The following is a 13,408-nucleotide window of genomic DNA, read 5'->3' on the forward strand; positions in this document are numbered from 1 at the left end:
TTCGACTTATTGTTATAAACATATCTTTTAGTGAGTGTGATATTTGGCTTGGTATGCAATTGGTTTTATTTGGCGTCGAAAGGATAAGAAAATATGATAAAGAAAACATCGCTGTTGGCAATTATGATAATAGCGCCCTATTCATCGAGTACATTTGCTGTACAAGCTGATACGTTTATAAAGGCACTTCACCACAACGATACGGCAAAGAGGTATACCGCTGAATATGTAAAAGATATATTTCTGCTACAGCAAGATTCAGACTACTCTAATATCGACTACAGTTCAGAGTGGTTACTTAATGATATTACTTGGCAACAAGCCTGGGGAGACTTTAAAAGCCATTATGATGTAGAACCGTCTGAAACTGTTTCCCTAAGTTTGTTTACCAAGGAAGCCGGTTACACTAAAGCGAGGCCAAAAATCGAGTTTTCCGAAGTTCAACTTAATCCGGGTGGTGTCTCTGTCCCAGGCAGCTTTTTCTACCACAACGACCCGTTAGCTGTTAGAGCAAATGTCGTGAAAGCTCAAGTTGATCCTGATATTTATCACAAAGCGTGGAGTATTTTCTCAGCTGAAGATGACTATTATAGTTTTAATGTACATGCACTAGTTTCAAAGTTTGCGTTAGCAGTTCAAATTGTGCGAGATAAGAGTCATATAATCGAAGAATCTAGTTGGAGAAGAAATGGGATCTATACCGATGTTATTGATAGATTTTTGAATGATACTTATCGATTAAATCAGATATCGGAAAGTGATAAAGAGTACTTAATAACGGTATTAAACGGTTCTATTAATTCTGTTATTAATCCATATAAGCATAACCGTAAATATCTCAAAACACAGTATCGATTAGCACGCCTTTCAGCAGCACTTGTTGATCGTGTGGGTTACATTGACTTCCCTTGTAATTCAGACTTTGAATACCGAGGTTCACAGAATACACGAAATCAGTGTTTTGTTGATATGACAGACAAAGCACTTTGGACTTGGTATACGCAAGAGTTCTCTCAAGCGATAACGCCAAAATATTCCCACACCAGCCAGCAAAGAAGCTTCTTAACTAATTTGTTGAATACGCTTTTGCCACTAGCGTTGGCGATGGAGGGGTTGAGTTCGTTTGACTTCTTTACTACTAGCGAAGCTGCTGAATTAGGAGCGGAAGGTCTCTGGGAAGATGAAGAGGTTGCCGCGAGCCAAGAGGCATTTATAACTGAATATTGTGAGATAGATTGAGGAAAAAATAATGAATAATAAAATGAAAATAATAGCTATGCCGCTTGCTATCTTCTCTGCTTCCGTTTTTTCTGCCGATGTCAATGTTTCTCGGGTTACTGAATCTGAGAGCGTAGCCACTACATTGCTTAATGACACTGTAGATAGAATTGTTGACTCTTATGGTCAGGCATATATTGACATTGTATCTCCAGCCAACTTTAAAAAAAGTGATGTAGAGCGAGGTGTCCAGAGAGTCGGTTCAAAGTCGATTGCACGATTTGAATATCATTACACCATGCCAAATGGAGAACGCGCTACTCGCATTTATCACTCATTTAGTGGTGAGACACCAACTCCGGGCTTACAAGGTCATACTGTTGACTTTACCCAAAAAATTGAGGCCGAAATGAGGGCTGATGAGCGCCTTGTTACAGGGAAAATTACAGAAGAGGAGTACAACAGTAGTGGTCGTTATTTTAGAGCTTCATCTTTTGCAAGAGCAAATGATGCTGAAATAAAAGCAATGAGAAGAATCGAAAGAGATATTCTTAGCGGAGATCTCGAATCGGGGGGAAATTTAACGGTGTTTGTGAATCAGCTTCCTTGTGAATCTTGTACTCCGTTATTTGAAGAGCAGTTGGCGGCATGGTCTCATATCGCTACTGCAGATGTCAGCTATTTAGGGCAGATACCAGAAAACTTCAATGATCTAGAGAATAACTCTTGGTACCAATACATGAGTGAAAATGACGGTTTAGCTCTTGGTGAAGAGGCTCAGCTTCAAGTTAGCTTTACTGCACATCGAAAAGAAAGAATAAAGTTTAATCTTTTTAAAAAGCGTGCGTTAAAGCGAAATCAAATAAGGAATGGAGCTAAGCCAACATCAGCTTGTAGTCTTTAGATATCAATGAGCATTCTTAAGTTAGTTTATTTTTTATAAAAATTATTAAAGATAAAAGTGATAATTAAAATGCTTGAAATAAAAATCTCACACCCTGAAGGGATGTGAGATTTTTTAACACTTTTTAAAAGTAAAAAATAGTTACCAAGTTTTGTTATTTCATACGATTCGCAAATGACTAAATAATTTATTGCATTGTGAAGATTTTTAGGGTGGGAGATTGATCAATTGTTCGTCGGTTCTGGGTTTCCACTATAGCTTGAGTAATAACCCGGACTTAGCATTATATCAGGGTCTCTCGTCGCAATTCCCATCCAATGTCTAGAATAACCAGGAATTTCTGCGTGAACATTCCAGTTATGCCAACTATCTCCATTGATATCATTGTGAAAGCCATATGATTGACAATCTGACAAGTACTTATAGTAATCCGATGATTCGCTAATAATAAGTGCTCCTTTGTGGATGTAGTGTGGAGTTTCCCATGTATCATACGTCATTGTTTGGAAGAATTTAAAGTCGCCGCGAATAGTGACTATGTTTTCATTGCTAGGGTTGTATTCATCAGTGTGAAGCCAACCCCAATTTGTTCCCTCGTCATTGCCGCAATAAATTTTTGCTTCAACTTCGCGAGAAGAAGCATTGTGAGACAAAGCAAAAGATGTTGCTAATAAAAGTATTTTTAATTTCATTATTTCTCAAATTTAACCTGATTTAAAATTGGAATTTATAACTAAATGATTACTTTTTCAATGTTTTATTTATTATTATCGGCCAGTGGTTAGATGTTATAAAAATAGATGGTTGGTGTAATTGTTATGTTATATGTAAATAATATTTAAGATTGAAGTGTACTGGAGTCTATTAATAAAATTCAAAATAAAGTCATGGGTGAAAATATTTAATTTACCTCGTAAATAAAGTGGTTGGGTTTTAAGTTGTTTTGGAGGTGTATAGACTACTGCATAAAAATGCTAATGCATTAAAGGGGGAAGGGAGAATATTATTTTTCGAAAGCTTCGTTTGTACTTCTCTATGTACAAAGGTTAGCCTGAAGCTAAAGCGTTACACTTAGTTGCACTTGGTAAAAATTCTGTCATGAAGAATTAATATATTTCGATAAACGGATCCTAAATGTGTAATGCTGTTTTCTGGGGTTAGCTATTAAACTTGTTTCAAATCTAAACTTAGCTTTTTAAGTTATACGACCAGCTGGAATCGTTGCTTAGCGACCTTTGACGTTTAAATATGTGCCAATCGGTTCTAGGCGTACTGTAGAGGTGACAATGAACGTTAACTTAGGCTTTTGATAATGGGCGGCTTGTTCCAATACTAGAATCTTGCTGGAGGGGGCGTAGATCAACTTGTATTTTATGTTCTGATCAAAAGTGTTTACTAACATGGAGTCGCTTGGCGATAGAACTTTTGCTATAGAAGTTTAGATAAGAAATAATGCTCAATTATTTTGTTTTTAGTATCGTGGAACTTACTCGACACGTGAAAATTGTTTCTAAATTGAGATAATCATCTATCCTAAAACTTAACCCTTAACTACGTTGTTGGGAGCAGTGGTAAAGAACCAATTACAAGCCTTCGTAAAGTTTGAGTCATCTAAATACTTTATCTATCCATATCAAACAAACCAGCGAGAATTCTCATCACGCCACATAAGGAGTGTGTTGATGAAGTCTCTTAGCTTCTTCGGGTAAAATCGCTGTTGTGCATATACCAAGTAAAAATGATGCTGTAAGCTGTGCCATTCAGGTAATACTCTGACCAGTCGACCGCTATCGAGCAACTCTTCAACAACAGGTAATGGTAAGTTAGCAAGCCCCATATGTGCTGTAGCGAGGGCTTTTATCCCTTCATAACTTGAACATGAGTATTTACCCTGAGAGCGAATTAATACGTCTTGGTGGCCGTTTGAAAATAGCGACCAATTGTTCCAAGTTAGGTTCAGGGTATTCTGGATACATTCCACATTTTGTATATCTTCAGGCGCTTTGATCACGTTGTTGGTTAGCCAATCAGGGGACGCAACAAGTATGTTCTTCATCGCTCCAAGGTTCTTGGCGATTAAGTTGTCAGGTAGGTCCTCATGAGCTCTTAAAGCGACATCAAACTCACCAAACTCTACATCTCTGAGAGCGGTAGTTAACTCCAAGTTAATTTTCATATTCGGATATTGTTTCTTGTATTCAGGGAGCATTTTTGTACAGAGTTGACTTCCCAGGCTACTCGGAGCTGTGAATCGGATATCACCTCTGTCTTCCGCTAATAAATCTTGAATGTTTTTCGAAGCCTTTAGCGTTAACTCCTCAATCTTTTGTGCGGTATCAAGTAGCTCTCTACCCGCTTCCGTCAATGTCACGCTTCGTGTCGTGCGGTGGAATAGGGTACATGTTAGGTCTGATTCCAATGACTTTATGTGACGAGAAACTAAACCTTTTGACACGTCAAGTTGTTCTGCTGCAGCTGAAAAGTTTTTTAATCGAGCGACTTTAAGAAATGTTTCGAGATGTGTGAGATTCATATTAGCTCCATTATGTAAACAGTGATGTGCTTTTTTAAGGTTTTTAGTATCACCCGTAGTGTTTATGCTATCAACCGTTCACTCATCGACACAACTTATTTGGAGAATGCAGAATGAAAATAGCAATCGTAGGCGCAAGTGGCACAATCGGTAGAGTAGTGGTTGAACTACTAGAAAGAGATCATGAGGTGATCAAAATGGGAATCACTTCTGGTAATGTACTTATTGATATAAGTAGTCGTGAATCGATTAGATCTGCTTTTGATAAGGTCGGCAATATCGATGCGATTATTAGTACGGCTGGTCAAGTTTCGTTTAAAGCATTCGGAGAGTATAGCGATCAAGATTGGGAAGTTAGCCTTCAGAGTAAGCTTATGGGGCAGATTCGTTTAGCTGAAGAAGGGCTTAATTATTTAAATGATGGCGGTAGTGTAACGCTAACTTCCGGTATCACTTCAGATTCCCCAATTCGTTTTGGTACGAGCGCGACGACAGTTGGTGGCGCCATCGAGTTCTTTGCGAAATCTGCAGGGTTAGAAGCCCCACGCGGTATTAGAATCAATGTGGTGAGCCCGACAATATTGGAGGAATCTATTCCTGTATATGGTGATTTCTTTCCTGGTTTCTTAACAATTCCAGCAAAAGAAGTAGCACAATCTTACAAGCGTTCAATTACGGGATTAGAAAACGGCTACACGTTTAAGTGTTTCGCTGGGAACAGTTAGTCAAATGCAGCTATTCGTTGAATTTGCCTCCTGATTAGGGGGCTTTTTAAGCATGGCCGGAATCATTGACTCATAAACAATTGAAAATATTCGTCATTACTCTGATAAATCTAACTTCTTTCTAGTGCGATATTGTTTATTCATCGCACTAATTTTCTAATACTTGTTAAATTCGTAAGGCTAACGGATCACTTTGTACAATATAGAGGCGATATTTATATAGAGTACGATTTATCTATAAGCGACATTATTGTTACGCTGACAAATACTCGACTAGCCCGCCGATAAGTAAGTTTAGTCAAGAATGGCTAAGAATAAATATCAGCATTCTTAGCCATTCTAATGTTACTAAATTACTCCTTACTTTTCTCGAACCAGTAAGTGTCCATTTGAGGTATCCAGTTTCGGTTTTTATCTTTTGGTAAGACGCCAGCCAATAGTAAATTCAGCTAGCTATTAAAAGCTTCAATAGAGTGCCCACCTTGCGCACCTTCAAATGAGAAAACCATTGGGCCTTTATTGCTGACTCCAGCTTGCCCCTCATGGCAGTAGATTTTCGAGGACAGTCAATCCTGGGCAGCACCTGTTCAATGGAATGCTGCTAGGGGATTGGCAAACCTTCCAAAGTACGTCTAATTCTCAAAGCTGCACTTTTATGATACGAGTTTGCCTAACAACGGCTTAGATTAGTAAATTCTATGGATTATTGTCATTTAGTATAATTTCGTTACAATGCTCTGATACCCACGAGCGAGGCATCTGTATTTGCTTCTCCGTGGGTATATTTATTATGCATATATCCCCAATCAGCGTACTAGTTGATTGAAAGACATATATTAAACATTTTCATGTGTTGCTTGGTGTGCAACACCACTGTAAAGGACAAATAATGCCAATTATTACTCTTCCTGACGGTAGTCAGCGTCAATTTGACAACCCTGTATCAACTCTAGATGTTGCCCTATCAATCGGTCCTGGTCTTGCGAAAGCAACCATTGCTGGTCGTGTTGATGGTGAGCGTGTTGATGCTTGTGATCTTATCGAAAACGATGCAAGCCTAGAAATCATCACAGCTAAAGATGAAGTTGATGGCCTTGAGATCGTTCGTCACTCTTGTGCTCACCTATTAGGCCACGCGGTTAAGCAGCTTTTCCCAGAAGCGAAAATGGCGATCGGTCCTACTATCGATAACGGTTTCTACTACGATATCGACCTTGAGCACTCTCTAACGCAAGAAGATCTAGAAAAGATCGAAAAGCGCATGAAAGAGCTAGCGAAGACCAAGTACCAGGTTGTTAAGAAGAAAGTTAGCTGGCAGGAAGCGCGTGATGCTTTCGAAGCTCGCGGCGAAACATACAAAATGGAAATCCTAGACGAGAACGTTTCTAAAGACGACCGTCCAGGCCTATACCACCATGAAGAATACATCGATATGTGTCGTGGTCCACACGTACCACATATGGGTTTCTGTCAGCACTTCACACTACTAAACGTAGCTGGTGCTTACTGGCGTGGTAACAGTGACAACAAGATGCTTCAACGTATCTACGGTACTGCATTCCATGACAAAAAAGCGCTTAAAGCTCACCTAGTTCGTTTAGAAGAAGCGGCTAAGCGTGACCACCGTAAGATTGGTAAAGCATTGGATCTATTCCACATGCAGCAAGAAGCACCAGGCATGGTGTTCTGGCACCACAACGGTTGGACTATTTTCCGTGAACTAGAAGTATTCGTACGTCAAAAACTGACTGAATACGATTACCAAGAAGTAAAAGGCCCACTAATGATGGACCGTGTACTTTGGGAACGTTCTGGTCACTGGGACAAATACGCAGAAGCGATGTTCACAACGTCTTCAGAGAACCGTGAATACGCTATCAAGCCAATGAACTGCCCGGGTCACGTACAGATCTTCAACCAAGGTCTTAAGTCTTACCGTGATCTACCGCTACGTATGGCTGAGTTCGGCTCATGTCACCGTAACGAGCCGTCTGGCGCACTTCACGGCATCATGCGTGTTCGTGGTTTTACTCAAGATGACGCTCACGTATTCTGTACTGAAGACCAAGTTCAACAAGAAGTTAAAGCTTGTATTGAAATGGTTTATGACACTTACACAACTTTCGGTTTCGAAAACATCGTTGTTAAGCTGTCTACTCGTCCAGAGCAACGTGTCGGTTCTGACGAAATGTGGGACCGTGCTGAGGCTGACCTTAAGCTTGCACTAGAGTCAATGGAGATTGCATACGAGATTCAAGAAGGCGAGGGTGCGTTCTATGGACCTAAGATTGAATTTACTTTGCATGATTGTTTGGACCGTGCATGGCAATGTGGTACAGTGCAGCTCGATTTTGCATTACCAGAGCGTTTAGGTGCAACTTACGTAGGTGAAGATAACGAGCGTCACACGCCAGTTATGATCCACCGCGCGATTTTAGGTTCACTAGAGCGTTTCATCGGTATTCTTATTGAAGAATACGCTGGCTTCTTCCCAACATGGTTGGCGCCAGAACAAGCAGTTGTAATGGGCATTACAGACAAACAGTCTGAATATGTACAAGAAATTACGAAAAAACTGCAAAAAAGTGGATTTAGAGTCAAAGCAGACTTGAGAAATGAGAAGATTGGCTTTAAAATCCGCGAACATACTTTGAAACGTGTACCGTTTATGCTTGTGTGTGGTGACCAAGAAATGGAAGCCGGCGAAATTGCAGTACGTACACGTAAAGGTAAAGACCTTGGCAAGTTTAAAGTGGATGACTTTATTTCATACATCCAAGCTGAGGTTTCAAGCCGTAAGCTCAATCTGGAGGAATAGCTATTAAAGGCGGAAGACGTGGCCAACAACCGGCCAAACAAAACCAGCACCGTTTAAACGGTGACATTCGTGGCGTTCGTGAAGTGCGTCTAACTGGCGCAGACGGCGAAGCTGTTGGTGTAGTATCAATCGCAGAAGCGATGGAAGCTGCAAATGAAGCTGGTATGGATCTAGTAGAGATCAGCCCTAACGCCGAGCCGCCAGTTTGTCGTGTGATGGACTACGGTAAGTTCCTCTTCGAGAAGAGCAAAGCTGCGAAAGAGCAGAAGAAAAAGCAAAAGCAGGTTCAGATTAAGGAAGTTAAATTCCGCCCTGGAACTGATATTGGAGACTATCAGGTAAAACTACGCAACCTGACTGGTTTCCTTGAAGACGGCAACAAAGTGAAGGTAACAATTCGCTTCCGTGGCCGCGAAATGGCTCACCAAGACATCGGTGTGGACGTTCTTAATCGTTTGAAAGCGGATACTGAAGAATTTGCAGTAGTCGAATCTTTCCCAACGAGAATTGAAGGTCGCCAGATGATCATGGTATTGGCCCCTAAAAAGAAGTAATTAACGGCTTTGCAAGTAATTGAACCCTGCAGCCTCTGGTTGCGGGGTTTTATTCGCCCTAATTACTATGTTATTAACAACTCAACAATGCGGAGTTATTCATCATGCCTAAGATGAAAACCAACAAAGGTGCTGCTAAGCGTTTCCAGAAAACTGCTGGTGGTATTAAGTTTAAGCACGCTGGTAAACGTCACATCCTGACTAAGCGTACTACTAAGAACAAGCGTCAGCTACGTCCGAACTCGATCCTTCCTAAGTGTGAAGTTGCTCAAGTTCTTCGTATGATGCCATACGCTTAATTCTTTTTAGTTTATAAATTCGTTTAGTTTAGGAGAAGCATAATGCCTCGCGTAAAACGTGGTGTACAAGCTCGTGCACGTCATAAGAAAGTTCTAAAACAAGCTAAAGGTTACTACGGTGCACGTTCACGTGTTTACCGCGTAGCTTTCCAAGCAGTTACCAAAGCTGGTCAATACGCTTACCGTGACCGTCGTAACAAGAAACGTCAATTCCGTCAACTTTGGATTGCACGTATCAACGCGGCATCTCGTCAAAATGGTCTATCTTACAGCCGTTTCATCAACGGTCTTAAGAAAGCATCTATCGAGATCGATCGTAAGATTCTTGCTGACATCGCAGTATTCGACAAAGCAGCATTCGCTGTTCTAGTTGAAAAAGCGAAAGCATCTCTATAATTTAGAGTTAGCTTTAAGGTTTAAGAAAAGGAGAACTTCGGTTCTCCTTTTTTATTACCTGTAATTTGACCTCTAGATATTCCCAACTCCTTCCTCCGTCAGTCTTGGGAGTGACGAGATAAACTTCCGCATCTAATTTTTATTCGCTTGAACAGGCATTCTGGTATATAAACATCTACCTAACCTTTAATGTTAAGCGACCGAGATAAATGACCGCACCAACTACTATGACGTTCTTCGAACGTTTTGAAGCTGACATCCTTTCTGGAAAAAAGACCATCACTATTCGCGATGAATCAGAGCGTGATTACCAACCGGGCAGCGTTGTTGAAGTATCAACGTTAGAAGAAGGGCGCGTATTCTGTAATCTTAAGATCATCAGCGTAGAACCAATCTTGTTCGATGAACTGGGCGAGTTCCATGCACAACAAGAGAACATGACGCTGCAAGTGTTGAAAGATGTGATTCAAGATATCTACCCAGGTATCTCTCAGCTTTACGTTGTTTCTTACGAGCTGGTTTAATCGCTTTAAGACGGTAGGGCGGTGGCAGTTAAAAGACGGCTTACTGCACGCTGAGATTACTAAAGGCGATAACCGATATGAATTTGCGGTTGTAGCGCGAGCAGACCTTAATATCCACTCTGCGGTGGAATATAAGAATGGCGAGCTTCATTTGTATCTGAAGTTGGTGCAAGCTGAGCGTTAACTCTTTTCGTCGAGCTTGATTAAGCAAGAGAGCCTCTAAAAAGCCAACAGTGATGTTGGCTTTGTTGTTTCTTGGCAAACTAACGAGCGTTAGCATTCTTTCAACTCGGTTTATTTGCTGCGTTTATGCTTCAAAACTTGCTAAGCGTGAGTACAATTCACTTTCAACATCTTGCTTGGCACAAACCGTTAGTAGGTCATTAATAAAGTACTTGAGAGCGCGAGCCTCGATGCGTCGAATGCCTTGTTGCTGCTCTTTTGTTAGGTAGCCGTAGATGGTCGCTGCTCCGAAATCACCAAAGATCATTTGGCCTTGCTCATTGACTAGGGTGTTGTGCGCGTACAAATCACCGTGACAAACCTTGTTGTCATGCAGGTGATTAAATACATCGATCATCTGGGTCACGATGTTGTCGATTTGCGAGATCGGAAGTTCAAAACCTTCTGGGAAAGTATCACGCGTGCATGTCTCGAGTGTTGGTGGTAGTCCTAAGTTGTAGTAGCTGTTTGGAATGAGTTCCATCACCAAAGCTAGGTAATCTTGTTCCTTTACTTGGGCGATAGATTTTACCAAGTTGTTATGGTGACCAGCTTGCAGGCACGCTTCCAGTTCATCGTGTGGGTAGCCGTCACTGGTGACTTCGCCTTTAAACACTTTAACCGCCACTTCCTGTGGGAAATTAAAGTCGCTGTTTAGCCAGCTTGCATGAGAGATCACGCCAGACGCGCCTTGGCCAAGTACTTGATTCAGCGAGTAGCTTTGAGAGCTAACCGTAGGCACGCTATCTAAGCTGCTAGGGTGTTTGCAAAACGGGTTACCCGCAAACGCTAGCCAGGCCAGTTTTGGTAGCTTGATAAGGAACTCTGGGAATTCAGTCAGTTGGTTTGCAGACAAGCGGACCAGTTCGAGGTTGGACAGGTTTTCCATGCTCTCAGGTAAAATGCGAAGCTGGTTGCCTGCGAGTGCCAGCTTTTGCAGTCGTGGTCTTTCACCTAGTGAGTTCGGTAGAACTTCGATGTCGTTGTCGGTCAGGATCAACCAGCGCAATTGAGGTGGTAGAGATACTTCGCTTACGGTTTTGATTTGGTTGGTCTTGAAACCGATCATTTCAAGCTTCGGAAGTGACCCAAGAACGTCAGGAAGGTGCATGAACAGGTTATTCGACGCAAAGATAATGCGCAGGTGAGTAAGCTGTGATAACTCTTCAGGTAAGCGTGATAGCTGGTTCCCCGAAAGATCCAGAATCTCTAGTGAATCGGCGAGGTCCAAGATTTCTAATGGAAACTCAGTGAGACCTTCTGATAATTTTAAGCGCTTAATACCTTTAAGTTGCCCTGATTTTAATTGCTCTAGAGTATGCAAACCTTAGCCTTATGAATAGATGTTCGAGGCGCGTAGTGTACTTGTCTCAATCGAGAAAGGCGAGTATTCGCAACAATACTCGCCTATCTAAGCTCACCAGTCGTTGATATTAAGGTTAAAGCTGAATACGATTTTGGCTAACGCCGACCTCCTCAACAAAATCCAAGTCATGACTGACTAAGATAAAAACCCCTTGGTATTCACGCAAAGCTGACGCTAGTATTTGCTTTGAGTCGATATCTAAATGATTGTCTGGCTCATCAAGCAGCACTAATGGGGAGTCTTGCTTATGGCTGACAATCAACATCGCTAGCTTCATTTTCTCTCCACCACTCAGGTGAGCGACTTTGCGGTACACAGAATCACGCCTAAAGCCGATGCCTGCTAACAATGTCCGAGCTTCACTTTCTGTGAGCCCATCACTATGTGTCATGAGGCTATCGAACATAGTGTTCTGGGTATCTAACAAACCAAAGTGTTGATCAAGGTATACCGTAGATCCTAAGCGTTTGATGGTACCGGTGTAGTGCGAGTGCTCGTTGTGAATCGCTTTTAACAGTGTCGATTTACCACAGCCGTTTGCGCCGCTGAGATAACAGCGTTCACCTTGTGACAGAGAAAAATTGATAGCAGTACCAGAACCATATTCAAGTCGGCAATCTTCAACCGTTAACAGCGCGTTCTTTTTCTTGCTATTACTCTGTTGGAGATACAAGGCCTGCGGTTTCAGTTGCTCTTTTTGTTCTTTAAGAGATTGAAGCTTATCTTGATTTTGCTCCTTTAAGTTATTTTGGCTAGTGGCTGATGCTGCTTGTGTTCGTCCCGCTTTGTCTTTCATCGCATCCATTAAGATCTTGGGCTGACTGCCTGATTTTCGCAGTCGATTTCCTTGCGCCTCTCGCTGTTGCGCTTTTTCTTTGTTGGCTTGAGCTTGTCGCTCCAGTCGTCTCTTTTCTGATTGGTGATGAGCAATCTGTTTATCGAGTGCATCGGCTTGATTCGACATTTGTTTGAAGTAATTATCGTAGTTTCCTTTATAGAAACGTAACCCCAAACTGTTGAGGTGGTAGATCCCTTCCATGTGCCTCAACAGGCTTCGGTCATGGCTAACCATCAGTATTTTGCCTTCAAACTGTTGGCACTGTTCTATTAACCAGCTGCGCCCGTCACTGTCTAAATGATTCGATGGCTCATCGAGAATCAGTATGTTGTGGTCTGACGTAAACAGTTGATGAAGCTGTAAAAGGGCAAGTTGCCCACCGCTTAATGTGTTGCATGGCGTGGCCAACTCGCTGGTTATTTTCAGATTGGCTAACAGCCTCTGAGTGTTTTCTTGCAAATCCCAATCTTCACCAACGATGTCAAAATGTTGAAGCTCGCAGCTGCCTTGTTCGATAGCATGCAAGGCATTGATTTTATTTGTGATACCTAAGAAATCAGCAATGCTGATCGTGCTATCCAAAAGTTGTGAAGGCAATTGTGAGTAGAAACCAATCGAGCCTTGTCTAGACACACTCCCAGATGTCGGCTGCGTTTGCCCCGTGAGTAATGAAAGTAGCAACGACTTTCCGGCGCCGTTTCTTCCAACTAAGCCAGTCAGTCGCGAGTTCAAATTGAAGGTGATGTCTTTAAATAGCCACTCACCAGTATCGAGCTGGAATGAGAGATTATTGGCTAAGATAGTAGGCATAAAAATACCTCTCTTTGCGTATAAACGAGTAAAAGGGGCGAGGCGCTTTTCGTGCAAGATCCTGCTGGATGCTAACAACAGATCGCCATAGGCGTTACTTAGATGGGTGACCAATAAAAGAGAGAAAGCGGTATTGAGATGGTTTCTCTCTTTTAGGTGCGCTCTTGAAGATGCAGGCCGTTAATTGGCGGATCTTTAAGA

Annotated in this window: 12 protein-coding genes and 1 pseudogene; 9 read left to right on the plus strand and 4 right to left on the minus strand. The window is 41.8% G+C overall.

All coding sequences use genetic code 11. From position 1 onward, the window contains the following. The first annotated feature begins 93 nt into the window (after positions 1–93). Positions 94–1,239, plus strand: coding sequence for a hypothetical protein (locus tag A3712_RS02880; protein WP_063522207.1), 1,146 nt, complete (start codon positions 94–96; stop codon positions 1,237–1,239). A gap of 10 nt (positions 1,240–1,249) precedes the next feature. Then, a complete protein-coding gene (locus A3712_RS02885) occupies positions 1,250–2,122 on the plus strand; it encodes a hypothetical protein (protein WP_063522208.1) in 873 nt (290 codons plus the stop codon). 224 nt (positions 2,123–2,346) lie between these two features. Here A3712_RS02885 and A3712_RS02890 read toward each other — a convergent pair whose 3' ends face one another. Both A3712_RS02890 and A3712_RS02895 read right to left on the minus strand, forming a co-directional pair. After that, a complete protein-coding gene (locus A3712_RS02890) occupies positions 2,347–2,814 on the minus strand; it encodes a hypothetical protein (protein WP_017106387.1) in 468 nt (155 codons plus the stop codon). Between the two features lie 941 nt (positions 2,815–3,755). Next, positions 3,756–4,655 carry a LysR family transcriptional regulator gene (locus tag A3712_RS02895; RefSeq protein WP_063522209.1) on the minus strand — a complete coding sequence of 300 codons (900 nt, stop codon included), beginning with the start codon at positions 4,653–4,655 and terminating at the stop codon, positions 3,756–3,758. A gap of 113 nt (positions 4,656–4,768) precedes the next feature. Here A3712_RS02895 and A3712_RS02900 point away from each other — a divergent pair, with 113 nt between their 5' ends. The 7 genes and pseudogenes from A3712_RS02900 to A3712_RS02930 form a co-directional block, all read left to right on the plus strand. Continuing rightward, complete coding sequence (locus A3712_RS02900) at positions 4,769–5,380, plus strand: short chain dehydrogenase (RefSeq protein ID WP_063522210.1); 612 nt, start codon at positions 4,769–4,771, stop codon at positions 5,378–5,380. A gap of 889 nt (positions 5,381–6,269) precedes the next feature. Continuing rightward, positions 6,270–8,198: a threonine--tRNA ligase gene (gene thrS / locus A3712_RS02905; RefSeq protein ID WP_032549211.1), complete on the plus strand. Its 1,929-nt coding sequence runs from the start codon at positions 6,270–6,272 to the stop codon at positions 8,196–8,198. Between the two features lie 2 nt (positions 8,199–8,200). Next, positions 8,201–8,752 (plus strand): translation initiation factor IF-3, encoded by a 552-nt coding sequence (gene infC, locus A3712_RS02910; protein WP_080566530.1) that lies wholly within the window; start codon positions 8,201–8,203, stop codon positions 8,750–8,752. 104 nt (positions 8,753–8,856) lie between these two features. Further along, positions 8,857–9,051, plus strand: coding sequence for a 50S ribosomal protein L35 (rpmI, locus tag A3712_RS02915; protein ID WP_004738430.1), 195 nt, complete (start codon positions 8,857–8,859; stop codon positions 9,049–9,051). Between the two features lie 42 nt (positions 9,052–9,093). Continuing rightward, positions 9,094–9,447, plus strand: coding sequence for a 50S ribosomal protein L20 (gene rplT / locus A3712_RS02920; RefSeq protein WP_004733517.1), 354 nt, complete (start codon positions 9,094–9,096; stop codon positions 9,445–9,447). A 209-nt stretch (positions 9,448–9,656) separates the two neighbouring features. Continuing rightward, on the plus strand, positions 9,657–9,971 hold the full coding sequence (yqfB, locus tag A3712_RS02925) for a N(4)-acetylcytidine aminohydrolase (protein WP_008224694.1): 315 nt from the start codon (positions 9,657–9,659) through the stop codon (positions 9,969–9,971). Next, positions 9,967–10,155: pseudogene (locus tag A3712_RS02930) on the plus strand (hypothetical protein); the annotation flags it as partial. The gene yqfB and the pseudogene A3712_RS02930, both read left to right, overlap by 5 nt. A gap of 123 nt (positions 10,156–10,278) precedes the next feature. On the opposite strand, the gene A3712_RS02935 reads toward A3712_RS02930, so the two are convergent. Together A3712_RS02935 and A3712_RS02940 are read right to left on the minus strand one after the other, a co-directional pair. Beyond that, the gene (locus A3712_RS02935; protein ID WP_063522212.1) at positions 10,279–11,517 is read right to left on the minus strand and encodes a leucine-rich repeat-containing protein kinase family protein; all 1,239 of its coding nucleotides are present in this window, start codon (positions 11,515–11,517) and stop codon (positions 10,279–10,281) included. Between the two features lie 115 nt (positions 11,518–11,632). Further along, positions 11,633–13,207: an ATP-binding cassette domain-containing protein gene (locus tag A3712_RS02940; RefSeq protein WP_063522213.1), complete on the minus strand. Its 1,575-nt coding sequence runs from the start codon at positions 13,205–13,207 to the stop codon at positions 11,633–11,635. Between the last annotated feature and the right edge of the window lie 201 nt (positions 13,208–13,408).

The sequence above is a fragment of the Vibrio sp. HI00D65 genome (assembly GCF_001635455.1).
Taxonomy (GTDB): Bacteria; Pseudomonadota; Gammaproteobacteria; order Enterobacterales; family Vibrionaceae; genus Vibrio.